Source organism: Ruegeria sp. H6 (assembly GCF_056532975.1).
The window spans coordinates 70,274-94,848 of sequence record NZ_JBQFOA010000005.1 but is presented as its reverse complement, the minus strand read 5'-3'; the positions used below and the strand labels follow the sequence as shown (position 1 = coordinate 94,848).

Sequence of the window (24,575 nt, the reverse complement as noted above, 5' to 3'; positions counted from 1 at the left end):
TCAGGCGGCGCGACGGTTTCATTCGCATCGCGCCTCGCTGCGGGCGCGGCGACTGAACAACCGGCCTCCGGGGGCAGGGATTGACCCCTTCAATCCCCCCAATTCCAAGGAGACAAGACCATGAGCACCATCCAACAACGCATCGTCCGCTATGGCGAGCTGAAGCCCTGCAAAACCGCGTTTATCGACGCCCACACCCCGGGCAGCGACCAGAAGGAAAACTTCACCATCGTCGGCGGCGGCGTGTCGGAATCCCCCGATCAGCATGTCCATATCACCGACAAGATCGGCTTTAACATCGGCGCGGCGGGTCAGCCGCCGAAATGCCGAAACTCTCTGCACAGTCACACCACGGCCGAGGTGTTTTTTGTTGCCAAGGGCCGCTGGCGGTTTTTCTGGGGCCGCTATGGCACGGCTGGCGAGTTCATTGCCGAAGAAGGCGATATTTTCAACATCCCGACCGGCATCTTCCGGGGGTTCGAAAATGTGGGCCAGGATTATGGGATGATCATGTCCATCCTGGGGGGTGACGATGCCGGTGGTGGCGTCACCTGGGCCCCGCAGGTGATCGAAGACGCGCAGGCGCATGGCCTGATGCTGGGCGACAATGGCGTACTTTACGACTCGAAAAAAGGGCAGGAGCTGCCGCATAACGTGCACCCGATGCCTTTGCTGACTGAAGGGCAGTTGAAGGACTATCCCGAAGTGCCGGTTGAAGATGTGGTCGGCAAATACGTTGCGCGGTATTGGGACCTGATGGCGCTTTCGGCCAATAAACCGGCTGTAGTGATCGGCGAACAGGGGCTGATCAAGGACAAACCCGGGTTCGAAGTTGATTTCCTTGGACGCGGGTCCAGCGTGACCGAGGCGCTCAAAGCCGAAAAGCCCGTGGTTCTGATGCCTGCCAGCGGCCATTGGCTGGTATCGATCGACGGGTACGAAACCACCCTGTCGAATGGCGATACGGCTGTTGTACTGCCTGGCGAGTCCTACAGTGTCCAACCGTCGATGACCGGGCAGGCAGGTCTCTATCGCATTACCGCAACCGATGACCCGGCAGGAGCGACCTGGACAGGATGAACGCGGATCCCAACGATACCCATGGTGTCTATGAACGGCAGGCGACGGAATACGACAAGCGCCGGTCCAAAGCCCTGTTCGAGGCGCGCTGGCTGGCGCGCTTCACCGCCAGCCTCAAACCCGGGGACCATGTTTTGGATCTTGGGTGCGGCACGGGCGATCCCATCGCCCGTTGGTTCATGGCGGAAGGATTTGCCGTCACGGGTGTCGATTTTTCGCAGGCGATGCTGGCCATCGCTCGCGACCGTTGGCCGGATGGCGATTGGCGACATGCCGATATGCGCGACTTTGAGCTTGATCAGCAATTCGATGGTATCATCGCGTGGAACAGCTTTTTTCATCTGAGGGCAGAGGAACAGCAAAGCTGCATTGCCCGCATGGCGCACCATTTGCGGAAAGGTGGTATGCTGATGCTGACCGTTGGACCGCGGGCAGGAGAGGTGAGTGGAACTGTCGGGGCAGAGCCGGTGTATCATGCCTCGCTTTCCCCCGCCGGATATGCCGTTTGTCTTGAAGAGAACGGGCTGCAACTGACCGGGTTTCTGGCAGAAGACCCCGAAACCCAAAGCCACACGGTCCTGATGGCACGAAAGAACTGAGGAAGACCTGATGTCTATCAAAACCACACATGTCGGGTCGCTACCCCGCACGCAGGACGTTGTTGATCTGATCTTCGCGCGCGAAAACGATCAACCCTATGACGCTCAGGTCTTTGACACCCGCATGACCGAGGCAGTGTCCGAGACGGTGCGCAAACAGGTTGAGGCTGGGGTTGATATCGTCAGCGACGGTGAGACGTCAAAGATCTCATACGCGACCTATGTAAAGGATCGGTATACCGGATTCTCGGGCGACAGCCCGCGCAACGCACCTGCAGATTTGAAGATGTTTCCAAGCTTTCTGCAAAGGCTGGCCGACGATGGCGGCACGCCCCAATATGCGCGGCCGATGTGCACTGGCGAGGTGCGCTCAAAAGGGCAGGGTGAGCTGCAAAAAGACATTGCCAACCTCAAGGCCGCGATGGAGCAGCACGGGGTTGAACAGGGTTTTATGAATGCAGCCTCTCCCGGCGTGATCTCTCTGTTTCTGCAAAACGATTTCTATCCCACGCGCGAGGCCTATCTGGCTGCGCTGGCCGATGTCATGAAAGAGGAATACGAAACCATCGTGGCGGCAGGTCTGGATATCCAACTGGATTGCCCCGATCTGGCCCTGTCACGCCACATGCTGTTCACCGATCTTTCTGATGAAGAGTTTGTCAAGATCGCCGACATGCATGTCGAGGCTTTGAACCACGCGTTGCAGAATGTCCCGCAGGACCGGGTTCGGGTTCATATTTGCTGGGGCAATTATGAGGGCCCTCATTGCTGCGACATCGCCATGGACAAGGTGTTCGGCACTCTGATGGCGACCAGATCGCGTTATGTGCTGTTTGAGACGTCAAACCCCCGCCATGCCCATGAATGGACTGTGTTCCGGGACCGCAAGGCCGAGATTCCGGATGACAAGGTTCTGGTGCCCGGTGTGGTCGACTCGACCACCAATTTTGTTGAACATCCCGAGCTGGTGGCCCAACGGATCGAACGGTTTACCGCGATCGTGGGCGCAGATCGCGTGATCGCCGGCAGCGATTGCGGCTTTGGCACCTTTGCAGGGTTTGGCGCAGTTGATCCTCAGATCGCCTATGCCAAGCTTGGGGCATTGTCCGAAGGCGCAAAACTGGCATCCTGATGACCCCATTGATCTTTCTGCCTGGCATGATGTGCGATGCGCGTCTCTTTGGCCCCCAGGTCGAGGTTTTGTCGTGCAGGCTGCCCCTCATGACCTTTCCGCTGTCCGAGCATGACAGCGTTCAGGCGATGGCGGCGGATCTGCTGGACAACGCGCCGCCACGGTTTGCGCTGGCCGGGCTGTCGATGGGCGGCATCGTCGCCATGGAGGTCCTGTGCCAGGCCCCGGATCGCGTGGCGCGCCTTGCCCTGTTGGATACCAATCCGCTGGCCGAGGCGCCCGAGGTCAAAGCCCGTCGCGCCCCTCAGATGGCGGCGGTGCGTGAAGGCCGCCTGTGGCAGGTAATGCGGGATGAGATGAAACCGAATTATTTGGCCGACGGCCCCCGGCAGGGGGCCATTCTGGACCTGTGCATGGCAATGGCCACCGATCTGGGCCCCGAGGTGTTTCTACGCCAATCGCAGGCGCTGATGGACCGTCCTGATCAATGCGCGACCCTGTCGGGCTATCAGGGCAAGTCTCTGGTCCTATGCGGGCGGCACGATGGGCTTTGCCCGGTCGAACGTCATCAGTTGATGCATGAGCTTTTGCCAAACAGCACGCTGGAAGTGATCGAAGGCGCAGGTCATCTGCCGACGCTGGAACAACCTATTGAAACAACAGCAGCGCTTGTGCGCTGGTTGGAGGACACATGACACCTTCCCTTTTGGCTTTGCTGCAAAAAGTCGACACCCCAACGGTTTGCAACGCGATCGAGGTGGTTCAAGGCAAACGCGGCTTTGATCAGTTCACCCGCGGAACCATGCTGTGTTCAGCCCCTGACGAGCCCGCAATTGTAGGGTACGCGCGCACCGCCAAAATCGCAGCAGTGCATCCGCCGACTGAGCCTGCAGATGTCATCAAGGCCCGCCGCATGGCGTATTACAAATACATGGCTGACGCGCCCGCCCCCTCGGTCGCAGTGATCGAGGATCTGGATTATCCCGATTGCATCGGTGCCTATTGGGGCGAGATCAATACGTCGGTTCACAAAGGGTTCGGCATGTCGGGCGCTTTGACCAACGGGGTTATGCGCGACCTTGGGGATGTCCCCGAGGGGTTCCCCGTTGTCGCCGGGTCCATCGGCCCGAGTCACGGTTTCGTTCATGTCCGCGAGATTGATACGCCGGTTTCCGTCTTTGGTCTGACGGTCAACCCGGGCGATCTGATCCATGCCGATCGCCACGGCGCGCTGGTGATCCCGGCAGACGCCGTCGACGATCTGGACGCCGCGATCCAACAGCTTATGTCGACAGAGCATATCGTTCTGGATGCTGCCCGCGATCCGAACTTTGACTTTGAGGCTTTCGCAGAGGCTTGGGCGGCCTTCGAAAAAGCCAGGGTCTAGATTTCGGTCCTGATTGCAAAGCTAATCCCGGTTGTGCCGCGTCCCATCTGATGCGAAACCTTGCCCATCGCGACTTGATTTGAGGTGGGTTAGGACATGTTGACCGGAAAGCACTTGATTGCAGGCGAATGGGTTGGGGCGGCGCAGACCTTTGCCTCGGATCCGGCCCATGGCCCAAGCCACGACTTTGCGGTGGGCACGCCCGAGCATGTTGATACCGCCGTTAAGGCCGCCGAAGAGGCCTTTGGCCATTTCGGTTGGTCCACAAGGGCCGAACGAGCGGCCTTGTTGCGCAGGATCGCTGATGAGATCGACGCCCGAGGGGACGCAATCACCGAAATCGGAACACAGGAAACCGGATTGCCCGAGGTGCGACTGACGGGTGAACGCGGCCGTACCGTCGGGCAATTGCGCCTGTTTGCGGACCATATCGAGACCGGAGATTACCTGGACCACCGGCACGACACGGCACTGCCGGATCGGGCCCCTTTGCCACGCCCGGATCTGCAAATGCTACAGCGTCCGCTGGGCCCTGTTGCCGTCTTCGGCGCTTCCAACTTTCCCCTGGCCTTCTCGGTCGCGGGCGGTGACACCGCAGCGGCCCTTGCCGCAGGGTGCCCGGTTGTGGCCAAGGGCCATCCGGCGCATCCCGGCACGGGCGAGATTGTCGCGCAGGCCATCGACGCCGCGATCAAGTCCGTCAACATGCACCCCGGTGTTTTCTCGCTGATCCAGAGCAACGGGATCGAGGTTGGAACGGCCCTGGCCACGCACCCCCTGATCCGCGCCGTCGGGTTTACCGGATCGCTGCGCGCGGGTCGTGCCCTGTTTGATCTGTGTGCCCAACGTGACGAGCCCATTCCGTTCTTTGGTGAGCTGGGCTCGGTCAACCCGATGTTCATCTTGCCACAGGCCGCAGCCACCCGCGGGGCCGAGATCGGCACCGGCTGGAGCGGATCGCTGACCATGGGGGCTGGCCAGTTCTGCACCAATCCGGGCATTGTCGTGATTATTGAAGGTCCCGATGCTGATGCGTTTCAAGCCGCCGCCGAAGCGGGCCTATCAGCTGTCGGTCGCCAGACCATGCTGACGGACGGCATCGCAGCTGCATATCGTGACGGTATTGCCAAGGTCGCCGCCGGAACCGGTGTTTCGCAAACCCTGGGCACAAGCTGTGACACACGCGAAGCGGCCCCCTATCTCTTCTGCGTGTCGGGTGAGGACTGGCTGACCAATCGCACCTTGCAGGAGGAGGTCTTTGGCCCCTCGGGCATCATTGTTCGGGTGCGCGATTTGGCGCAGATGCAGCAGATCGCCCGCGCCATCGAGGGGCAGCTGACCTGCACGCTGCACTTGGACGATGGCGACAAACCCGCCGCCCAGGCCTTGCTGCCGCTGCTGGAACGCAAAGCAGGGCGCCTGCTGGCCAACAGCTTCCCGACAGGTGTCGAGGTCTGCGACAGCATGGTGCATGGCGGCCCCTATCCGGCCTCGACCAATTTTGGGGCAACATCTGTTGGCACGTTGTCCATCCGGCGTTTTCTGCGCCCCGTTTGTTATCAATCCATCCCGTCCGACCTGCTGCCCGAGAACCTGTGACATTCCCTTAACGGCATCATCATCCGATCCGCATGTCTCCCAGACTGTGGCGACCATTGTGGTGCGGCTTGTGGCCGAAGGAACAGGTGCGACGAATGTATCGACTGGCAGCCAGGGCCATTTGGGCCGCCGGTTTTCTTGGCGGTATCAGCCAAAAAAGAAAGATATCAATTCAATGATGTGTGGCGGAGACGAAGGGATTCGAACCCTCGAGACGGTTTCCCGCCTACTCCCTTAGCAGGGGAGCGCCTTCGACCACTCGGCCACGTCTCCGCTGGCCGGTATATCCTTGCATGTCGCCCGGATACAAGGCGATTTTCCCGGGGTTGGGATATTTTTTGATCCGGGTTGATTTATCCGCACAGACAGGCGGTGTGCAGGTGCGCAGTATAGGGGCAACAGCGCGCAAATGTCCGCAAACTTGCAATCTGCCCAGGTTTTGAGGCATATTCATTCATATTTTGGAATTGTCATAATCATAATAAACGTGATTTTGCGAGGTCATTAAGTTCGGGCGCGGGGTGGTTTCACCCATCTGGGAACCTTTGGGGGAAGGGACTTGGTTTTGGCCTGGTTGAAGATTTTTGTTGTTGTGTGCTGTGTTCTTGTTCTGCCCAGTTCGGCACATGCGGTGATTGGAAAAGTGGCGGGCGTCAAACAAGGGGCCGAGATCACCCGATCCGGCAAGACGACCAGAGTAACGGTTGGGATGGAGGTCGCCTCGGGCGATATGATCTCTACCAATGGGTCGGGCCTTGTGCAGCTGATATTTGTCGATGAAACCAAAATCGCGGTCGGCCCTAACGCGCGGATGAGCCTGGATGTTACCATGTTGCGTGGAAAAAGCCGGGCCAAAAACTTTGCTGTGCAGGCTTTGGGCGGCAGTTTTCGGTTTATCTCGGGCAACAGCCGAAAAAAGGCCTATTCCGTCAAGACACCTACGGCGACCATGGCCGTAAGGGGAACGACTTTTGATGTCTGGGTCGCGCCGGGTCAGCAAAGCGCGATGCTTGTCCTGGAAGGCGCGGTTCGCATGTGTGGTGAGCGCGGCCTGTGCAAGATCGCGAACCGTCAATGTAGCCTGTTTGCCACCAGTCAGGGTGGCCAGGTCGGACGGCCTTTGGATCAAGATCAGTATCAAAAAGCACTCAATTCCGGGTTTCCTTTTGTTCATTCCGAACAAAACCTGTTGCCTCCGTTTCAGGCCGGGGGCGAAGGTTGCGCGCGTGAAATCGCTGCGATTCCGCCAATCAAATCCGATGCGCCAGAACGCCGCGATGTCCGAGAGGTCAGATCGCAGGAAGCGCCAGCCGAAAAAAGTCGGAAAGCGAAATCAAGAACAGCGTCCAGAACACAATCGCGTGCGACCAGCCCGCAAAGGGCCGAACGCCCATCGGCCAGCGCCTCGGCAAGTGCCGGTGGTACCACTCGGGCTGAGGCCCGGGCGGGCAGCGTGAGCGTATCGGTTGATGTTTCGGGAGGGAACGGCAGGCGATCAGGGACTTCTGCCAGCGCCTCGGCGGGCGGTATTTCCGTATTTGCGGGAACCGATTGATGCGCAAGGCGTCTTAGGCGGGGAAACGCACGCCCCGGAGGGACCGAAGTGGCACACAGGATAAGCGAGAGATTTGCCCGACGGTTGGTGTTTCGTCTGGTGGGGCTGGGCCTGATCCTTGTTGGCTGCATTGTTCGCGTTCTCGATCCCTATCCCGTGGAAATGTCGCGGTTGATCTATTTCGACGCGCTGCAGCGGGCCTCGCCCAGGGTTTTCGATCCCGACCTGCCCGTGCGGGTGGTTGATATTGATGAACGATCTTTGGCGTCCCGTGGCCAATGGCCATGGCCGCGTACCCAACTGGTCGAGATGGTTCAGCGGTTGGATGACTATGGCGCTGCCGCAATAGCGTTCGACATGCTGTTTGCGGAACCCGATCGATACTCGCCCGCGCGCCTGTTGTCGGATCCAGCGCTTGCCGGAACGCTTCGGGTGGAAAAGGACGCTGTTCATCTGGACAATGATGTCACGTTCGGGGCGAAAATAGCCCAGCTTCCGGTTGTTTTGGGCGTGGCAACACGGCTGTCGGATGGGGGGTCGAATGTAGCCCCAAAAGCGGGATTGGTTGAAATTGGCGACGCGCCCGCCAGCGGGTTGGTCGAGGTCGCGCACTGGACCTCTCTGGCCCCGCCCCTTGGGCAGGACGCGACGGGTATCGGCGGTGTCAATATCTCGCCCGCGGGCGGCTTGGGGGTTGTGCGCCGGGTGCCGATCCTCTGGTCCGGACCGTCTGGTGCGATGCCCGGATTGGGGGTCGAGGCGTTGCGTGTGGCGATGGATCAACCCGTCTACTTTGCGGAAGGGTCGCAGGATGAGGCTGGCATCATGCTGGCCGTCGGGATCGGAGATTTCGTGATCCCGACCACCGAGAACGGTGAAGTGTGGGTGCGATACCGGCGCGACGATCCGCGTCTGTATCTGTCCGCCGAAGATATCATGCAGAGCACAGAGAACCCGGACCTGCGGCAGCAGATCGAGGGCCGGATCATCCTGGTCGGTACCTCGGCCGCCGGGTTGTTTGACATGCGCGAGACAACGCTGGGCGAATCCGTGCCAGGAGTTTCCATTCACGCACAGATTATCGAACAGATCATTCTAGGCGACATGTTGCGCCGTTCAGATGTCACCGCAGCGTTGGAGCTGTTGGCCTTTATCATTCTTGGCATCGTGGTCGTTGCTGTCATGTCCAGCTATGGCGCTGTGGCGTCTTTTGTCGCTGGTGGCGTTTCCGCTGCCGTGGTGATGGCGCTGAGTTGGATGGCCTTCCAGAACCAGTCGGTATTGTTTGATGCCACCTTTCCATTGCTGGGTGGGATGGCGAATTTCGGGCTTTTGGCCGGATATCTGTTCATTTCGACCGAACGCGAGAAACGGGTGATCCGGCAGACCTTCTCACACTATGTTGCCCCGGCCATCCTTGATGAGATGGAGGCTAGTGGTCACCAATTGCAGTTGGGTGGCGAAATGCAGGACATCACGGTCATGTTCTCGGATATTCGTGATTTCACGCCACTGTCCGAAACCGTTTCGGCAACGGATCTGGTTGCCCTGCTGAACGCCCTTTTCTCGGACATCGGAGATCAGATTCTGAGCGAGCACGGCACGATCGACAAATTCATCGGCGATGCCATCATGGCGTTCTGGAATGCCCCCGTTCCGGTTGAGGATCATCCGGTTCGCGCGGCGCGGGCGGCCCTGCAGATGCGCGCGGCGCTGGCGGCGTTCAATGCATCTGATATCATGCGGGGCAGACCCAAGATTGCCTTGGCAACCGGTTGTGCAACCGGGACCGCCTGTGTGGGCAATATCGGGTCCCGGCGGCGCTTTAACTATACTGTCATCGGCGATGTGGTGAATGTGGCAGCCCGCATCGAACAGGCCTGCAGGCATGTCAGCTACGACATCCTGATTTCCGATTCGGTGCGTGGCGTGGGCGGTGCAGAGCTGGCGACGCTTGAGGCCGGGTTTGTTGATCTGAAAGGCAAAAGCGAACCCGAACGGATATTTACCCTTGTGGGCAATCAGGATCTGGCCCAAAGCGCGCAATTTCTGGCCTTGCAGGACGCCCACACCGCGTTGATAGCGGCCATCAGGGCGCGTGAACCGCAAGCGGACATTTCAGAGCTTTGCGACACCTGCGCTGTCCTTGCGGTGAAGGTCGAGCCGGGTTTGACCGGATTTTATCATTCCATTGTCGCCCGCGCTGCGGATTTCCGGGCTGACAGACAAACGGATCCAATCCTGTTCAGCCATCAGGCAAAGGCCGGACGGGCCGCATCATGAATGAGATACCTGAAAAAAGAAGCGGGCCGCTGCCGAAAAATGACAGCGACCCGCTCATTCGGTAAGGTGGATCAGTCTCGCCCCCTCGAATACTATCTAAAACAAAACGGGCTAAAACTTCGATATATTCGAGACTGATCTAACATCCTCACCAGAACAACTTCAATATGACCGCTTTCGCGGGCCATAACAGTGAAGCAGTTCACATTTAATAATTTTTTTAACTAAGCCAGTCAAAAAATCCTTTCCCAGCCTGTTTTAACAGTGTTTCCGCAAGGCCTTTTCCCAGGGCTGAGCCGTCTTCAACGTGGCCTGTGATGTGCTGTGCAATGACCTCGGATCCATCGGGTCTGAGGACTTCGCCACGCAGGGTCAGGGTGCCGCCTTCCAATTCGGCCAATCCGGCAATCGGGGTCTCGCATGATCCGTCTAAACCTGCCAAAAGACTGCGTTCTGCGCGAATGCGGCTTGCGGTTTCAAGGCAGTGAATCTCCGAAAGCATCTCGGCTGCGCGGGTGTCCTCTGCGCGCCGTTCGATGCTGATCGCGCCCTGCGCGATGGCGGGCAGCATGTCGTGGGGCGAGATGGCCGTGGCTGGCACATCATCCATCTGCAACCGCCGCAGCCCCGCCATGGCAAGAAAAGTGCAATCCGCGACGCCATCGGCCAGTTTCTTCAATCGGGTTTGCACATTTCCGCGAAACTCAACGACATTCAGGTCGGGCCGACGATTGAGCAGCTGTGCCCGACGCCGCAGCGACGAGGTGCCCACAACCGCGCCTTCCGGCAAATCGTGGATGGATTTCAGCCGGGGTGAGATGAAGGCGTCGCGGACATCTTCGCGGGGCAGAAACGTGTCCAGAACCAAACCCTGCGGCTGCGCCACCGGCATATCCTTGGTTGAATGGACGGCGATGTCGATATCGCTCCGCAACATCGCTTCTTCGATTTCTTTGGTGAACAGGCCCTTGTTGCCAATCTCCTTGAGCGGCCTGTCAGCCTCGATCATGGCGCGGTTGTCCCCGGTGGTCTTGATCACCACAATCTCAAACGCATCCAGCCCAAGGTCGAACGCGTCGGCCAGCCTTTGGCGCGTCTCATGCGCCTGCGCAAGAGCCAGTGGCGATCCGCGGGTTCCAATTCGAAGCGGCGACGTGGGGGTGGGCAAGATCAGTGTCATGCGCACAGCTTTAGTCGCGTCACATTGCCCTGACAATGGGGCGGGTGCTTGACAAATTGCCACTGAGGCCCGACCCGTGGCCCGACGTGTGAGGATCGGGGACAGGTATGGCCGAAACGAAAAAGTTGCTGCGGGCTCTGGCGGGTGAGGTACAGGACGTTCCACCCATCTGGATGATGCGTCAGGCGGGACGGTATTTGCCCGAGTACCGCGCCACCCGCGCTCAGGCCGGGGACTTTTTGTCGCTGTGCTATAACCCCGAGCTGGCGGCCGAGGTCACGCTGCAGCCGATCCGACGCTATGGGTTCGATGCGGCAATTCTGTTTGCGGATATTCTGCTGGTGCCTCAGGCTTTGGGGGCGGATCTGTGGTTTGTCACGGGCGAAGGGCCAAGGCTGTCCACAGTCACGGGGCAACAGGATTTCGACAAACTGGGCCCTGTTGACGACATTCATGAAACCCTGTCTCCAATCTATGAGACCGTGCGCATCCTGTCGCGCGCTTTGCCGGCGGAAACAACGCTGATCGGGTTTGCCGGCGCCCCGTGGACGGTGGCGACCTATATGATCGCGGGCCGCGGAACTCCGGATCAGGGCCCCGCGCATGCGCTGCGGCAAGAAAACGTGGAGGTGTTCGAGGCGCTTTTGGATCGGATCACGCTGGCAACCATCGAATATCTCTCGGCCCAGATCGAGGCCGGAGCGGAGGTGGTCAAAATCTTCGACAGCTGGGCCGGATCTCTGAAAGGAAAGGCGTTCCAGAAATATGCGGTAGAGCCGTGCCGCGTGATCACGCAGGCAATCAAGGCCCGCCATCCGGGTATCCCGGTGATCGGCTTCCCACGCGAAGCGGGCGAGGGCTATGTCGGGTTTGCCAAAACGACAGGGGTGGATTGCGTCGCGCTGGACAACTCGGTGTCACCGGAATGGGCGGCCGCTCATGTTCAGGTGGATGGCTGTGTGCAGGGCAATCTGGCGTCATCGCATATGGTGACTGGTGGGCAGGCATTGGTTGACGAGACACGCGCCATTGTCAGTGCGTTCTCGAAAGGCCCACATATCTTTAACCTTGGACATGGGATCACGCCGGATGCGGATCCTGACAACGTCCAAATTATGATTGATACGGTGCGCGCGCGGTAAGTTGAGCAGAGGCCAACCCCTTGGCCGGATGAGCAAGGGGATCATCGTCGGGCTGCAATCTCGGCGAGGATTTCTGCGGTATGCTCCCCACGCGCTGGGCTGGGGCCGGGTGATTGCGCAAAGGTTGAAAAGCGCGGGGCAGGTGCGGCTTGTCGCACGCCATCCACATCGTACCACGTTTCGCGCGATGCGTTGATCGGATGCTGCTGGGCCTCGACCGGGCTGAGGACGGGGGTGACACAGGCATCGGAACCTGCAAACACGTCCGCCCAGTGATCACGCGGATATTGCGCAAAGATCTGCGACAGACGCTCTGTCAGGCCAGACCACAAGGTTCGGTCGAACTGCTGCTGAAACGCGGGGTCGTCCGACAGGCCAAGGTGTTTCAGGAACGTGGCGTAGAATTTGGGTTCGAGACATTGCACCGAAAGGAACCCGCCATCGGCGCAGCGGTAGCAGCGGCTCCAATGCGGACCGTCAAGCAGGCTTTGACCACGCGTTTCTGACAGGTTGCCGGTTTGCCCAAGGCTCATTAGCAGGTTCATCATATGGGCTGAGCCATCATAGATCGCTGCATCCACGATTGTGCCTTGCCCGGTTCTTTGCGCGTTGATCAGTCCGGCCAGAAGACCCGCAACCAGATACATCGCCCCGCCACCAATATCGCCGACCAGCGTGGCGGGGGTTTGCGGAATCTGACCCGGGGTCGAGGCGTACCAGAGCGCACCGGACAGCGCGATATAGTTCAGGTCATGCCCGGCCTGTTGGGCATTGGGGCTGGTCTGACCCCAACCGGTCATGCGGCCATAGACCAGTTTGGGGTTTTCCTGATGGCAATCCGCGGGTCCCAGCCCCAGCTTTTCCATCACACCCGGTCGGAACCCTTCGATCAATGCGTCCGCGGTTGAAATCAGGGCGCGTGCGGTGCTCAGATCATCGGCATCTTTCAGATCCAGAGCGATGGATCTTTTGCCACGATCCAGCAGCGATCGTTCTGGCATCCCCGGGGTGACACCGCCGCCCTTGCGATGGATGGTGATGACATCGGCACCAAGGTCAGCCAGCATCATCGCTGCAAAGGGGCCAGGCCCCAGACCTTCGATTTCAATGACGCGCATTCCGTTCAACATTTGAAGCCCCCCCAAACGACAAGGTTTCTGTGTCTTGTGTAAAATGCAAGCGCACAGCGCCCTGTGCGATTTTGAACTGTTCGCTTTTCCGTCGGCGCGATAATGTCTGCCGGGAAACGAGGGACGTCATGACACCGATTTTGTCGATAAAAGACCTGCGGAAAAGTTACGCGGGCGGGTTCGAGGCGCTGAAAGGCGTGTCTTTGGACATTGAAGAAGGTGAGATTCTGGCTCTGCTCGGCCCGAACGGTGCGGGAAAGACCACACTGATCTCCACGGTTTGCGGCATCGTTACGCCAACCTCTGGTTCCGTCACTGTAGGCGGGCACGACATTCAGGACGACTTTCGAGCCGCGCGCAAGCTGATCGGTTTGGTGCCGCAGGAAATCGCGCTGGAGCCTTTTGAGAAGGTCTGGAACACGGTGCGGTTTTCACGCGGCCTTTTTGGATTTGGCCCCGACAAGGCGTATATCGAAGAAATTCTGCGCAAGCTGTCCTTATGGGAAAAACGCGCCAGCGCGATCAAAGAGCTTTCGGGCGGCATGAAGCGGCGCGTTCTGATCGCCAAGGCCTTGGCCCATGAGCCTCGGGTTCTGTTTCTGGATGAGCCTACGGCGGGCGTGGATGTCGAACTGCGCAAAGACATGTGGGAGATTGTGGCCGAGCTGAAGCAGGCCGGTGTCACGATCATTCTGACCACCCATTACATCGAAGAGGCCGAGGCCATAGCCGACCGTGTCGGCGTCATCGACAAGGGTGAATTGCTGCTGGTGCAGGACAAGGACACGTTGATGGCGCAGATGGGCAAGAAACAGATTGAGGTGTCGTTGGCCGAAGCGATCTCATCCATACCTGACAGCCTGTCGGAACACGGGCTTGCGTTGAACGGTGCCGGGGATGCGCTGATCTATACCTATGACACCAATGCGGAACGCACGGGAATCACCACTTTGCTCAACGACGTGGCGCAGGCCGGGCTGGTGCTGCGGGACGTTCAGACCCGGCAATCGAGCCTTGAAGAGATTTTTGTCAATCTGGTGTCGGGAGAGCCCGCATGAACTGGTCCGCGATTGCAGCAATCTACCGTTTCGAAATGGCCCGGTTCTTTCGCACCCTGGCGCAGAGTTTCATCTCGCCCGTGCTGTCGACTTCGCTTTACTTTGTGGTGTTCGGCACCGCCATCGGCAGCCGCATTCAAGAGGTCGAGGGCGTGTCTTACGGGGCCTTCATCGTGCCCGGCCTGATCATGTTGTCGGTGGTGATGCTGGCCATTTCGAACGCATCGTTCGGGATATATTTCCCCAAGTTTCTGGGCACGATTTACGAGCTTTTGTCCGCCCCGGTCAATTTCATCGAAATTGTGATCGGATATGTCGGGGCCGCGGCCACGAAATCCCTGTTCGTGGGGGTCGTCATCCTGATCACGGCAACCTTCTTTGTCGATATCCGGATCGAGCATCCGATCGCCATGGCGGCCTTTCTGATCCTGTCCTGCCTCAGCTTTTCTTTGCTGGGCTTCATAATCGGTATTTGGGCCAGCAATTTCGAACAGATGTCGCTGGTGCCTCAGCTGGTGGTGACGCCTTTGATCTTTCTGGGCGGAACCTTCTATTCGATCTCGATGTTGCCGCCGGTGTGGCAGACGATCACGCTGTTTAACCCGGTAGTATATCTGATTTCAGGGTTTCGCTGGTCGTTCTATGGATTGGCGGATGTGCCCATCGGGTTAAGCCTTTTGGCCATCGTTGCCTTCACCGGAATATGCCTTGGGATCATTGGCTGGATCTTCAAAACTGGCTGGCGCATCCGCAGTTGAGGCGTTGCATTTTTGCCGACCGGGGGTGTTATTTTGGTTCACGTCACGTTTATGGCCCGAAGGTTCCCTTGTTTAAGGGTTGGGCGCACTCTACATCGGCACCCATGAAGTTCAGCCTGCCGTTTGTCAACAAACCACCCGTTGTTGCCGTCATTCGCCTGTCCGGTGCCATTGGAATGGCCGGGCGCGGATCGTTGAATGATACCTCGCTGGCGCCTGTGATCGAACGGGCATTTCGCAAAGGAAAACCGGCGGCTGTCGCGCTAGAGGTCAACTCTCCCGGCGGCTCGCCCGTGCAAAGCTCATTGATCGGGGCGCGGATCAGGCGACTGGCGCAAGAGCTGGATGTCCCCGTCTATGCATTTGTCGAAGACGTCGCCGCATCGGGCGGCTATTGGCTGGCGGCGGCCGCGGATGAGATATGGGCCGATGACAGTTCGGTCCTGGGGTCGATCGGTGTGATCTCTGCAGGGTTTGGAGCGCATGTCTTTCTGGCACGCCAAGGGTTCGAGCGGCGTGTGCACACGGCGGGTCAATCCAAATCGATGCTCGATCCGTTTGCGCCGGAAAAGAAAGAGGACGTCGCGCGCCTGAAAGGGCTGTTGGAAGACATCCATGAGAATTTCATTACCCATGTAAAGGCGCGTCGAGAAGGCAAGCTGGATAGCAAGGCGGACCTGTTCACCGGCGAGGTCTGGCTGGCGCGGCGCGCACAGGAATTGGGGCTGATCGACGGGATTGGCCATCTGAAGCCCAAGATGCAGGAACGCTTTGGCGACAAGGTCAAGTTCCGCCGCTATGGCCTGAAGAAACCAATCTGGTCCCGCTTTGGCGCCACTTTGGCTGAAGACGCAATCGCCGGAGTGGAGGAGCGTGCAGCCTTTGCGCGTTTCGGGTTGTGACGTGATCATCAAGGCCGTCACCCTATTCCTGATCGGTATGTGCGTGCTTGCCATGTTCGGCAAGCTGCGCTTTCCGGGCCAGCGCAGGCTGAGCGCGGCCAAATGCGCACAATGCGGGCGGTTTCGAATTGGCAAGGGCCCGTGCCCGTGTGAAAAGGGGGGCCGCGGATGACGGCGTGGCTGCTTTCCGCCCTGGGATTGGTGATCCTGTTGCTGGCCGGCGATGCGCTTGTGCGCGGGGCGGTGAACCTCAGCCTGCGGTTGGGCGTGCCGGCGCTGATTGTCAGCCTGACGATTGTGGCCTTTGGGACCTCGGCGCCGGAATTGCTGATTGCGATCAGTGCGGTCAAGGAACATGCACCAGGCATCGCGCTGGGCAATGTTGTTGGATCAAACACGGCCAACATCCTGCTGGTTCTGGGCCTGCCTGCCCTTCTGGCAACGCTGCATACAAGTGAATGTGACAGCCGCAAGAACTATGTTTTCATGTTACTGGCCTCGGTATTGTTCATCGCTTTGGCTTTCTGCGGTGTCTTTACCCTGCTGAGCGGTGCAATCCTTTTGACCGGGTTGGCCTTGATGCTTTGGAACGCTTTTCGCGAGGCCAAAGCCCATCGCAAAGCCTGTGGCGAAGCCTGCGTCGACGATGATCTGGAGGGTCTGGAAGAGGCCGATCCCGATATGCCCTATTGGAAAGTGTCCGGTTATCTGATCCTGGGTCTGATCGGTCTGCCGATGGGGGCGCATCTGCTGGTGGAAAACGCCACCGAAATTGCCATCACCTATGGCGTCAGCGAAACGGTGATCGGCCTGACGCTGATTGCAGTCGGAACATCGCTACCCGAGCTGGCCACGACCGTGATGGCCGCCCTGCGTCGGCAGGCGGATGTGGCGCTGGGCAATGTGATCGGGTCGAACATGTTCAACCTGCTGGCCATTGTCGGCATCGCCACCCTGTTCGGACGCATTCCGGTGGATCCCGAGTTCCTGCGCTTCGATCTGTGGGTCATGCTGGGCGCGTCGCTTTTGCTGATCCCGTTTGTGTTCTTCAAAAAGGATATCACGCGGGTTTGGGGGATGATCCTGACCGTGCTTTATGGCGTATATATCATAAGCCTGCTGACATAATCTCTCGAAAGGAAAAGCCACATGGCCCGAGCTCTGGTCACTGGTGCAGGAATCCGGCTGGGTCGGGAAATGGCCTTGTATCTGGCGCAGCGCGGCATGGACGTGGCCATTCACTATGCAACATCCGAAGAACCGGCGCAGCGGACCGCGGCCGAGGTTCAGGCAAAGGGCCGCGCAGCGGCCATTTTGCAGGCGGACTTGTTGGATGAAAGCCAGGTCAACACCCTGTTGCCCCGCGCGGCCGAGGCATTGGGCGGGCCGATCACCTGTCTTGTGAACAACGCTTCCATTTTCGAATACGACAACATCCAGACGGCCACACGGCAAAGTTGGGATCGCCATTTCGACAGCAATTTGCGTGCCCCGTTCGTGCTGACGCAAGCCATGGCGGCGCAGGGTTTGGAACCTGAAACCGACGCACAGGGCGAACCGGTCGCAACAGGCCTGATCGTCAACATGGTCGACATGCGGGTGCGAAAACTGACACCCGAATTCATGACCTACACGATTGCAAAGATGGGATTGTGGGCGCTGACCCGGACAGCGGCGCAGGCTTTGACCCCAGCCATTCGCGTCAACGCAATCGGACCGGGCCCAACCCTGCAGGGGCATCGCCAAAGCGAGAGTCACTTCAAGGCGCAGCGCGAAAACACGGTTCTGGAACGCGGTGCAAACCCGTCTGATATCACTGCCGCGCTGGGGTATTTTCTGGACGCGCATGCGGTGACAGGCCAATTGCTATGCGTTGACGGGGGCCAGCATTTGGGGTGGCAAACACCGGATGTCATCGGGGTAGAATAAGTATCTTTGCCGCAAGTTTTGCACCGCTCGCATTTCCGTTACCAATACGTTACAAAAATGTCTTATTTTTCATGCACTTGGTTGTGTGATAAAAATTTACTTAATAATAACAACACCTTAAAAAACTGCCTATTTTTTGTGCAAATCAGCGAATGGGCAAGGATTCAAAGGAAATTTCAAAGTCCCCAAAACTTATCTGCATAGTTATCCACAGTTTCCGTGGATTTGTTTCCTCTTGATCTGGGACGCACAAGATTGCAGCCGACGCCAGAGAATCATATCTCTGGTTCATGACCTCGGACACCGAATCTGCCCCTCGATCTGAAAACACCGGTTACGCGTGTATTCAGCGATATGTCAAAACGCTGGACAGTTCGCCCGGCGTGTACCGAATGCTGGATGCGGACAGCCGTGTTCTTTACGTAGGCAAGGCGCGAAATCTCAAGGCGCGGGTCTCGAACTACACCAGGCCGGGTCATTCCGGCCGGATCGAAAAGATGATCGCCCTGACCGCGTCGATGATGTTCCTGACCACGCGGACCGAGACCGAAGCGCTGCTGCTGGAGCAGAACCTGATCAAGCAGCTCAAGCCCAAGTACAACGTGCTGCTGCGCGACGACAAAAGCTTTCCGAATATTCTGGTGGCCAAGGATCATGCCTTTCCGCAGATCAAAAAGCACCGCGGGGCCAAGAAGGAAAAGGGCGCTTATTTTGGCCCCTTCGCCAGTGCGGGTGCGGTGAACCGGACCCTGAACCAGTTGCAAAAGGCTTTCCTGCTGCGCAACTGCTCGGATTCCATGTTCGACAGCCGGACGCGACCCTGTCTGCTCTATCAGATCAAGCGCTGTTCGGGACCCTGCGTTGGGCTGATTTCCGAAGAGGCCTACAGCGAAAGCGTGCGCGACGCCGAACGGTTCCTGTCGGGCCGCTCGACCAAGGTGCAAGAGGATCTGGCCGAACAGATGATGGCCGCGTCTAAGGCGATGGAGTTCGAACGGGCCGCCGGACTGCGCGACCGTATCCGGGCGCTGACGCAAGTGCAGACGTCCCAAGGTATCAACCCGCGCGGCGTGGCCGAGGCGGATGTGATCGGCCTTTATATGGACAGCGGTCAGGCCTGTGTTCAGGTGTTCTTTATCCGCGCCAACCAGAATTGGGGGAACAAGGACTTCTACCCTCGGGTCGGTCCTGATGTGTCGCCCGCCGAAGTGATGGAGGCGTTTCTTGGCCAGTTCTACGACAACAAGGAACCGCCCCGGCAATTGATCCTGTCTGATGGGATCGAAAACGCCGATCTGATGGAACAGGCGCTGAGCGAAAAGGCGGGCCGCAAGGTAGAGCTTCTCGTGCCGCAGCGTGGCGAAAAGCAAGAGCTTGTGGCCGGTGCCCTGCGCAATGCCCGCGAGTCGCTGGCGCGGCGGATGTCGGAAAGCGCAACACAGGCCAAGCTGTTGCGTGGGGTGGCCGAGGCATTTGATCTCGATGGCCCGCCCCAGCGGATCGAGGTCTACGACAACTCGCACATCCAGGGCACCAATGCGGTGGGTGGCATGATCGTGGCGGGCCCCGAAGGGTATATGAAAAACGCCTATCGCAAGTTCAACATTCGCGGCGACGACCTGACGCCCGGCGACGATTTCGGGATGATGAAAGAGGTGCTGAACCGCCGTTTCACCCGCCTCCAGAAAGAGGACCCCGACCGCGACAAGGGCCTCTGGCCTGACCTGTTGCTGATCGATGGCGGTGCGGGGCAGGTCAGTGCGGTGCACGAGATCATGGCCCAGCACGGTGTGGAAGATATTCCCATGGTGGGCGTCGCCAAAGGTGTTGATCGCGACCACGGCAAGGAAGAGTTCCACCGCATGGGCCAGCGCGCCTTTGCGCTGAAACGCAATGACCCGGTGCTGTATTTCATTCAGCGCCTGCGGGATGAGGCGCACAGGTTCGCCATCGGCACGCACCGAGCCAAACGCGCCAAGGCTGTGGGGGCGACACCGCTCGACGAGATCCCAGGCGTCGGGGCGGCGCGCAAACGCGCTCTTCTGGCGCATTTCGGGTCAGCCAAAGCAGTCAGCCGGGCCAATCTGGCGGATTTGAAAGCGGTAGAGGGGATCTCGGCCGGGCTGGCGCAGAAGGTTTATGATTTCTTTCACGACAAGGGCTAGGCCTTTCGCCCGCGCCACAGGATATAGAGACCCGAAGCCACAATCAGCGCGCTGCCGATCCACATGGTCCGGTCAAGCTGTTCACCGAAAAAGACGACGCCCAAGCCGATGCCAAACAGCAGGCGGGAATACCGAAACGGCGTGACGGCAGACACTTGGCCCGTGCGCATGGCTTTCATCAGCGATGCGTAGGCGGCGGTACCCATCAGGATCGCCCCTGTCACGTGCAGCGCTGCGTAGGGATCAACGGGGGCAAGGGGCACTCCCTCCCAGAACCGGTAGGCGAGGGCGGCGACGATGATGCAAACAAAGCCATAAAATCCCAGCACTTCGGTTCCCAGCGTCGCAGGCGCGGCGCGGCTGGCCAGATCGCGGCCAGCGAATCCCAGCATTCCCAACACAGCCAGCAGTGAGAGGACCGAGAAGTTGTCTCCGGTCGGTTGGATGATGATCACAACGCCGATGAGGCCGATCAGAATGGCGCTCCAACGCCGCCAGCCCACGGTTTCTCCGAATACCAACGCCGCACCGGCCACAACGACCAACGGGGTGGCCTGCAAAATCACGGTGGCTGCGGATAGAGGCGTCAGCGTGATCGCCAGTACATAGAACAGCCGCCCGAGGATTTCGAACAGGACCCGTATTTTCATCGGGCGGGACAGGACGTCCGGTTGGAACAAGGGCGTGCCGCGTATCATTGCGACTGCTGCAAAGACCACCGATCCGCCGGTGCCAAACAGCAGCAGTATCTGCCAGATCGGCAGGGTCGCGGATGCCCCTTTCAACAGCGCATCTTCAAGCGCGAACAGCGCCATGGCCGAAATCATCCAGGCACTGCCGATCAGGTTTGACCGGGGATCGGTTTGAATATGGGCTGTCATGGTTTCGCCGGTTTGGAAATCTGGCGGCAATCTGACCGCAAAGACCCTGGCCGCCAAGGGGGTATCGCACAGATACCGTTGCTTGCGACGCTTTGACGTTCCTCGGTGCAAGCATCTGTGATCGGGCCAGAAAATTGCCGCGCCATCTTTTATGTCCGGAACCGTCGCTGTAATGTCCAGACAATGAAGTGGAACTTGCCCAATATCCTGACTGTATTGCGCTTGCTGGCCGCCCCCGGTCTGGCCGTGATGTTCCTGTATTTCACCCGGCCCTATGCGGACTGGTTCGCCCTGATCCTGTTCCTCTCTGCCGCGATTACCGATTGGTTTGACGGCTACCTGGCGCGCGCCTGGAAGCAGGAAACCAAAATCGGCGCCATGCTGGACCCGATCGCCGACAAGGCGATGGTGGTGATCGCGCTGATGATCCTTGTGGGTTACTCACAGGACAGTTGGACGCCCTGGCTGGTGCTGCCGGCGACGGTTATCCTGTTCCGTGAGGTTTTTGTCTCGGGCCTGCGCGAGTATCTGGGCGACACGGCGGGGACGTTGAAGGTTACCAAGCTGGCCAAGTGGAAAACGACCGCGCAGATGGTTGCGATTGCGGTCCTTTTCTCGCAGGGGATTTTCGAACATTACGCGGTGATGTCCACATTCGGAATGGATGAGGCTTTGGTCCAACAGGTCATCACCGGAGAGGTCGAGGATGTGAACCATCTGCTCTGGCATTTGCGGGGTATGTATTGGGCCGGTCACATTGGCTTGTGGTTGCTGTGGATTGCGGCCACGCTGACATTGATCACGGGCTACGACTACCTACGTAAAGCCATGCCCCACCTGAAGGAGAGCTGAGCGATGGATGTCCTGTATTTCGCCTGGGTGCGCGAACGGATCGGCCTGCCGAAAGAAAAGGTCGAAACCCAGGCCGCCACAGTCAATGATCTGGTGGCCGAGCTCAGCGCGCGCGAAGATCGCTATGCCGCGGCGTTTGCCGATTTGTCGGCACTGCGCGTGGCGCTTGATCAAGAGCTTTCGGATTTCGACGCCCCGCTGACGGGCGTGCGCGAGGTGGCCTTTTTCCCGCCCATGACAGGCGGCTAAGATGCGCATTGTCGTTCAGGAAGATGCCTTTGATCTGGGGGCCGAGGCCAATGCCTTTGCCGCCGGGGATGAGGCCAATGGGGCGATTGTGACCTTCACCGGCGTCGTGCGCGATCTGGCCTCGGGCGATCTGGACGTGATGGAGATCGAGCATTACCCGGGCATGACCGAACGCGCGCTGACCAAGATCGCGCAAGAGGCGCAGGAACGTTGGTCGCTAGGTGATGTATTGGTGATCCACCGCCACGGGCGTCTTGCGCCGGGGGACCGGATCATGATGGTTGCCACCGCTGCCCCACATCGCAAGGATGCGTTCGAGGCGGCGGAATACCTGATGGATTACCTGAAATCCCGCGCGCCGTTTTGGAAAAAAGAGATCACGCATTCCGGTGCGGAATGGGTCGCGGCCAAGGATGAAGACGAAGACGCGCTGACCCGTTGGTAACGGGTTTAGTCCGCGTTGTTGATCCGACCGCGCAGTTCTTCGGCCTCTTGCCGGGCTGCGCGCAAACCGTCCATGGCAGCGTTCAGTTCAGCCTCGGTCTGCGTCAGTTGGTTGGTCAGTTCCGCTTCGCGCTGTTGCAGATAGGTGATCGCCTGATCGCGGGTTTCCTCGGCTTCGTGCAACTCCTGGCTCATGCGGTCCAGATCGGCCACGTCGCTTTGGCGGACGCGGGACAGGCGATGGGCCAGCCAGTTGGCGAACCAGCCCATGCAGAAGGCCCCGAACAGGATGACGGCTGTCGCGATGATGAATTCTGTTCTGTTCAACTCACTGGTCCTCTGCTTCCGCGTCCGGCGCGGCCTCGTCCGTTGGTTCGGCCTCTTCGCCTTCAGACGAAGCCTCTAGCGCTTCAAGCGCTGTTTCGGTGGCCTCAATCGGTTCTGGCCTGATCAGGCGAAACTCGATCCGACGGTTCGCCTCACGGCCTTCCTCGGTATCGTTGTCGGCGATGGGTTGCGTTTCTCCGTACCCGACCGCGGCATAGCTAGAGGTCGGAATGCGCCGACCGCGCAGTTCGTTCAGAATCGATTGCGCCCGCGCCTGGCTCAGCTGTTGGTTCATCTCTTCGCGGCCCTGGCTGTCGGTGTGGCCCTGAATCTCAAGGCGGATTGGGCCGCAGTCGCGCAAGATATCGGCTATCTGGTTCACTATGTCCCGCGAATCCGCCGCAATCGTGGCCGAGCCCGGCTCGAACGCGATTTTGCTGCGGGCCTGAATTTCGGCGATCTGTGCTTCGCATTGTTCCGGGTCGGGCAGGGCGTCTTCGGGTTCGGGTGGCTCCTGATAGGTGATCGACAAGGTAAAGTCCTGCGCATCGCCCAGTTTTTCCGATAGCAGCCCTGCGATAAACGGGCGGGCCCGTTCATCATGGCTTATACCCGACAGCTCGACCGTGTCGGGCGTAACGGTCAGCACGCCATTGTGCAGCACCGACAGCGCCTCAAGCCCCGCAAGAACACGGATGGGCCAATCCGCGGGCAGGTCCGGCGCAATGCGCGTGGCCGTATAGACCCGGTCCGAGCCAAAGGCGGCGCGGGCAAAGCTGTCGGACATTTCGCGCAGGGTTTCATCGCCCACGCGACCGCGCAATTGCGCCAGGCCTTCGGGGCTGAGCGTTGCAGTGAACTCAATCGGGCCGCTTGGATCTTCGGCTTCGGGTTCCGGCAGCACAGCGTGTAGGGCGAAGACGTCGGGCAGGGCGTTCTCCAACTCACCCACAACCCGGTCAAACAGGGTCGGGTTGGTGCCTTGTCCGGCGACCAGCGTGATATCCGCGTCTGACAACGTGATAGAGCCTTGCCCCAGTTCAGCCAGGGCAGCGATGCTTTCCTCTGCGGCCGCGGCCCATCGCGGCGAGGGCACGCCTAAGCCGATGGTGCAGGTGTAAGGACCGGTCAGCCCGGCCGTTTGCGCGGCGGCGACGATGGCATCGCGCGCCTCTTCATCCTGTGCCGAACAGGCGTCGAAGGTGCCAACGCCGTCCTCAATCAAAAACCGTAGGGTAAAGGGCGTGATCACCGGGCGCGGTGCCGAGATGGCCAATCCGATGCGCAGATTCGGTGGGGCTGCACGCGTCAGGTTCTGTTCCAGCCGGTCCTTTTCCTGCTGGCTGTCCGCGATGGCAGTGATCCGCACCAAACCCGGGCTGGCCGAGATCTTGGCGCGGGGCAGGTCGGACAGTGCGGTAATCGCATAATCCATCGCCTCATCCCATCCTTCCGGTTTGGGATAGTCCGAGCTTTCCATCAGGTCGGAAACCGGCGAATCCGAGTCCAGCCGTTGCAGGCGCGCCATCAAGGCGTCGCGATCCGCGCTGCTGGGGATCAACCCGATGACCGAGATGCCGCTGTCGTTTCGCAAGATCTCGGCCGAAAACTTGGGCGCGGTCAGGATTTCCGAGGGCGCGACCTGCATTTCGTCGATCACTCGGGATGTGTCGACCTCGGTGCCTGCGGCGGTCAGGGCGTTAAAGCGCGTTGCTTCATCCGGGGCTGTCCCGGTCAGAACCACGCGCAATCCGTCGGATTGAACCTCGGCCCAGTCATGGCCTGCCAGGTTCAGCGCCCGGCGCACTGCCGTTTCCGAGGCTTCCTCGATCTTGGTGACTGCGAATCCGGCCCCGACCAGTGACAGGGCAATCGACACTGCAAAGATCACGATGACAGCGATGGAGTAAGGCAGTCGCATGG

At 59.4% G+C, this 24,575-nt stretch carries 23 protein-coding genes and 1 tRNA gene; 18 read left to right on the top strand and 6 right to left on the bottom strand.

Going from position 1 to position 24,575, the window contains the following annotated elements:
* Positions 1-120 precede the first annotated feature (120 nt).
* The 6 genes from ACR0AG_RS11275 to ACR0AG_RS11250 all read left to right on the top strand — a co-directional run bounded on the left by ACR0AG_RS11275 (position 121) and on the right by ACR0AG_RS11250 (position 5,797).
* Positions 121-1,080: a cupin domain-containing protein gene (locus ACR0AG_RS11275; RefSeq protein ID WP_480838831.1), complete on the top strand. Its 960-nt coding sequence runs from the start codon at positions 121-123 to the stop codon at positions 1,078-1,080.
* Positions 1,077-1,679: a class I SAM-dependent methyltransferase gene (locus tag ACR0AG_RS11270; RefSeq protein ID WP_480838829.1), complete on the top strand. Its 603-nt coding sequence runs from the start codon at positions 1,077-1,079 to the stop codon at positions 1,677-1,679. The genes ACR0AG_RS11275 and ACR0AG_RS11270 overlap by 4 nt, the downstream gene beginning before the upstream one ends.
* Before the next feature lie 10 nt (positions 1,680-1,689).
* The gene (locus ACR0AG_RS11265) at positions 1,690-2,811 is read left to right on the top strand and encodes a cobalamin-independent methionine synthase II family protein (protein ID WP_480838827.1); all 1,122 of its coding nucleotides are present in this window, start codon (positions 1,690-1,692) and stop codon (positions 2,809-2,811) included.
* A complete protein-coding gene (locus ACR0AG_RS11260; RefSeq protein ID WP_480838825.1) occupies positions 2,811-3,506 on the top strand; it encodes an alpha/beta fold hydrolase in 696 nt (231 codons plus the stop codon). The genes ACR0AG_RS11265 and ACR0AG_RS11260 overlap by 1 nt, the downstream gene beginning before the upstream one ends.
* A complete protein-coding gene (locus ACR0AG_RS11255) occupies positions 3,503-4,198 on the top strand; it encodes an RraA family protein (protein ID WP_480838823.1) in 696 nt (231 codons plus the stop codon). Before ACR0AG_RS11260 ends, ACR0AG_RS11255 begins: the two co-directional genes overlap by 4 nt.
* 96 nt (positions 4,199-4,294) lie before the next feature.
* Complete coding sequence (locus ACR0AG_RS11250; protein WP_480838821.1) at positions 4,295-5,797, top strand: aldehyde dehydrogenase (NADP(+)); 1,503 nt, start codon at positions 4,295-4,297, stop codon at positions 5,795-5,797.
* Between the two features lie 183 nt (positions 5,798-5,980).
* On the opposite strand, the gene ACR0AG_RS11245 is transcribed toward ACR0AG_RS11250, so the two are convergent.
* Positions 5,981-6,070: transfer RNA gene (locus ACR0AG_RS11245), tRNA-Ser, on the bottom strand.
* A gap of 319 nt (positions 6,071-6,389) precedes the next feature.
* Here ACR0AG_RS11245 and ACR0AG_RS11240 point away from each other — a divergent pair.
* Positions 6,390-7,352, top strand: a complete 963-nt coding sequence (locus tag ACR0AG_RS11240; RefSeq protein WP_480838819.1) for a FecR family protein — start codon at positions 6,390-6,392, stop codon at positions 7,350-7,352.
* Between the two features lie 48 nt (positions 7,353-7,400).
* Entirely contained in the window at positions 7,401-9,635 is a 2,235-nt protein-coding gene (locus tag ACR0AG_RS11235; RefSeq protein ID WP_480838817.1) for a CHASE2 domain-containing protein, read from the top strand.
* Positions 9,636-9,855: 220 nt separating this feature from the next.
* On the opposite strand, the gene hemC is transcribed toward ACR0AG_RS11235, so the two are convergent.
* The gene (hemC, locus tag ACR0AG_RS11230) at positions 9,856-10,815 is read right to left on the bottom strand and encodes a hydroxymethylbilane synthase (RefSeq protein ID WP_480838815.1); all 960 of its coding nucleotides are present in this window, start codon (positions 10,813-10,815) and stop codon (positions 9,856-9,858) included.
* 107 nt (positions 10,816-10,922) lie between these two features.
* Here hemC and hemE point away from each other — a divergent pair, with 107 nt between their 5' ends.
* Positions 10,923-11,957, top strand: coding sequence for a uroporphyrinogen decarboxylase (gene hemE, locus ACR0AG_RS11225; RefSeq protein ID WP_480838813.1), 1,035 nt, complete (start codon positions 10,923-10,925; stop codon positions 11,955-11,957).
* Between the two features lie 41 nt (positions 11,958-11,998).
* Here the strand turns inward: hemE and ACR0AG_RS11220 are convergent, their stop codons facing one another.
* A complete protein-coding gene (locus ACR0AG_RS11220; RefSeq protein WP_480838811.1) occupies positions 11,999-13,087 on the bottom strand; it encodes a CaiB/BaiF CoA transferase family protein in 1,089 nt (362 codons plus the stop codon).
* Between the two features lie 128 nt (positions 13,088-13,215).
* On the opposite strand from ACR0AG_RS11220, the gene ACR0AG_RS11215 reads away from it, so the two are divergent.
* From ACR0AG_RS11215 to uvrC, 6 genes are all read left to right on the top strand, one after another.
* Complete coding sequence (locus ACR0AG_RS11215; protein WP_480838809.1) at positions 13,216-14,145, top strand: ABC transporter ATP-binding protein; 930 nt, start codon at positions 13,216-13,218, stop codon at positions 14,143-14,145.
* Entirely contained in the window at positions 14,142-14,903 is a 762-nt protein-coding gene (locus ACR0AG_RS11210) for an ABC transporter permease (RefSeq protein ID WP_480838807.1), read from the top strand. Before ACR0AG_RS11215 ends, ACR0AG_RS11210 begins: the two co-directional genes overlap by 4 nt.
* 104 nt (positions 14,904-15,007) lie before the next feature.
* Positions 15,008-15,805: a S49 family peptidase gene (locus ACR0AG_RS11205; RefSeq protein ID WP_480838805.1), complete on the top strand. Its 798-nt coding sequence runs from the start codon at positions 15,008-15,010 to the stop codon at positions 15,803-15,805.
* A gap of 168 nt (positions 15,806-15,973) precedes the next feature.
* Positions 15,974-16,933, top strand: coding sequence for a calcium/sodium antiporter (locus ACR0AG_RS11200; protein ID WP_480838803.1), 960 nt, complete (start codon positions 15,974-15,976; stop codon positions 16,931-16,933).
* A 21-nt stretch (positions 16,934-16,954) separates the two neighbouring features.
* Positions 16,955-17,734 carry an SDR family oxidoreductase gene (locus tag ACR0AG_RS11195; RefSeq protein WP_480838801.1) on the top strand — a complete coding sequence of 260 codons (780 nt, stop codon included), beginning with the start codon at positions 16,955-16,957 and terminating at the stop codon, positions 17,732-17,734.
* Positions 17,735-18,024: 290 nt separating this feature from the next.
* Positions 18,025-19,899 (top strand): excinuclease ABC subunit UvrC, encoded by a 1,875-nt coding sequence (uvrC, locus tag ACR0AG_RS11190; protein ID WP_480838799.1) that lies wholly within the window; start codon positions 18,025-18,027, stop codon positions 19,897-19,899.
* On the opposite strand, the gene ACR0AG_RS11185 is transcribed toward uvrC, so the two are convergent.
* Positions 19,896-20,780: a DMT family transporter gene (locus ACR0AG_RS11185; RefSeq protein WP_480838797.1), complete on the bottom strand. Its 885-nt coding sequence runs from the start codon at positions 20,778-20,780 to the stop codon at positions 19,896-19,898. The genes uvrC and ACR0AG_RS11185 overlap by 4 nt on opposite strands.
* 183 nt (positions 20,781-20,963) lie before the next feature.
* On the opposite strand from ACR0AG_RS11185, the gene pgsA reads away from it, so the two are divergent.
* From pgsA to ACR0AG_RS11170, 3 genes are read left to right on the top strand one after another with little or no spacing between them, the layout of a single operon-like run.
* Positions 20,964-21,632 carry a CDP-diacylglycerol--glycerol-3-phosphate 3-phosphatidyltransferase gene (gene pgsA / locus ACR0AG_RS11180; RefSeq protein ID WP_480838795.1) on the top strand — a complete coding sequence of 223 codons (669 nt, stop codon included), beginning with the start codon at positions 20,964-20,966 and terminating at the stop codon, positions 21,630-21,632.
* 3 nt (positions 21,633-21,635) lie between these two features.
* A complete protein-coding gene (moaD, locus tag ACR0AG_RS11175) occupies positions 21,636-21,881 on the top strand; it encodes a molybdopterin converting factor subunit 1 (RefSeq protein WP_480518107.1) in 246 nt (81 codons plus the stop codon).
* Position 21,882: 1 nt separating this feature from the next.
* Positions 21,883-22,326: a molybdenum cofactor biosynthesis protein MoaE gene (locus ACR0AG_RS11170; protein ID WP_480838793.1), complete on the top strand. Its 444-nt coding sequence runs from the start codon at positions 21,883-21,885 to the stop codon at positions 22,324-22,326.
* 5 nt (positions 22,327-22,331) lie between these two features.
* Here ACR0AG_RS11170 and ACR0AG_RS11165 read toward each other — a convergent pair whose 3' ends face one another.
* On the bottom strand, positions 22,332-22,652 hold the full coding sequence (locus ACR0AG_RS11165) for a hypothetical protein (protein ID WP_480838791.1): 321 nt from the start codon (positions 22,650-22,652) through the stop codon (positions 22,332-22,334).
* Position 22,653: 1 nt separating this feature from the next.
* Positions 22,654-24,573, bottom strand: a complete 1,920-nt coding sequence (locus ACR0AG_RS11160) for an OmpA family protein (RefSeq protein ID WP_480838789.1) — start codon at positions 24,571-24,573, stop codon at positions 22,654-22,656.
* Positions 24,574-24,575: the final 2 nt, after the last annotated feature.

Excerpts from the sequence above, each read along its gene's own strand:
- ACR0AG_RS11275 (WP_480838831.1), top strand. The coding sequence starts at position 121 with ATGAGCACCATCCAACAACGCATCGTCCGCTATGGCGAGCTGAAGCCC.
- ACR0AG_RS11270 (WP_480838829.1), top strand. The coding sequence starts at position 1,077 with ATGAACGCGGATCCCAACGATACCCATGGTGTCTATGAACGGCAGGCG.
- ACR0AG_RS11265 (WP_480838827.1), top strand. The coding sequence starts at position 1,690 with ATGTCTATCAAAACCACACATGTCGGGTCGCTACCCCGCACGCAGGAC.
- ACR0AG_RS11260 (WP_480838825.1), top strand. The coding sequence starts at position 2,811 with ATGACCCCATTGATCTTTCTGCCTGGCATGATGTGCGATGCGCGTCTC.
- ACR0AG_RS11255 (WP_480838823.1), top strand. The coding sequence starts at position 3,503 with ATGACACCTTCCCTTTTGGCTTTGCTGCAAAAAGTCGACACCCCAACG.
- ACR0AG_RS11250 (WP_480838821.1), top strand. The coding sequence starts at position 4,295 with ATGTTGACCGGAAAGCACTTGATTGCAGGCGAATGGGTTGGGGCGGCG.
- hemC (WP_480838815.1), bottom strand. The coding sequence starts at position 10,815 with ATGACACTGATCTTGCCCACCCCCACGTCGCCGCTTCGAATTGGAACC.
- hemE (WP_480838813.1), top strand. The coding sequence starts at position 10,923 with ATGGCCGAAACGAAAAAGTTGCTGCGGGCTCTGGCGGGTGAGGTACAG.
- ACR0AG_RS11220 (WP_480838811.1), bottom strand. The coding sequence starts at position 13,087 with ATGTTGAACGGAATGCGCGTCATTGAAATCGAAGGTCTGGGGCCTGGC.
- ACR0AG_RS11215 (WP_480838809.1), top strand. The coding sequence starts at position 13,216 with ATGACACCGATTTTGTCGATAAAAGACCTGCGGAAAAGTTACGCGGGC.
- ACR0AG_RS11210 (WP_480838807.1), top strand. The coding sequence starts at position 14,142 with ATGAACTGGTCCGCGATTGCAGCAATCTACCGTTTCGAAATGGCCCGG.
- ACR0AG_RS11205 (WP_480838805.1), top strand. The coding sequence starts at position 15,008 with ATGAAGTTCAGCCTGCCGTTTGTCAACAAACCACCCGTTGTTGCCGTC.
- ACR0AG_RS11200 (WP_480838803.1), top strand. The coding sequence starts at position 15,974 with ATGACGGCGTGGCTGCTTTCCGCCCTGGGATTGGTGATCCTGTTGCTG.
- ACR0AG_RS11195 (WP_480838801.1), top strand. The coding sequence starts at position 16,955 with ATGGCCCGAGCTCTGGTCACTGGTGCAGGAATCCGGCTGGGTCGGGAA.
- uvrC (WP_480838799.1), top strand. The coding sequence starts at position 18,025 with ATGACCTCGGACACCGAATCTGCCCCTCGATCTGAAAACACCGGTTAC.
- ACR0AG_RS11185 (WP_480838797.1), bottom strand. The coding sequence starts at position 20,780 with ATGACAGCCCATATTCAAACCGATCCCCGGTCAAACCTGATCGGCAGT.
- pgsA (WP_480838795.1), top strand. The coding sequence starts at position 20,964 with ATGAAGTGGAACTTGCCCAATATCCTGACTGTATTGCGCTTGCTGGCC.
- moaD (WP_480518107.1), top strand. The coding sequence starts at position 21,636 with ATGGATGTCCTGTATTTCGCCTGGGTGCGCGAACGGATCGGCCTGCCG.
- ACR0AG_RS11170 (WP_480838793.1), top strand. The coding sequence starts at position 21,883 with ATGCGCATTGTCGTTCAGGAAGATGCCTTTGATCTGGGGGCCGAGGCC.
- ACR0AG_RS11160 (WP_480838789.1), bottom strand. The coding sequence starts at position 24,573 with ATGCGACTGCCTTACTCCATCGCTGTCATCGTGATCTTTGCAGTGTCG.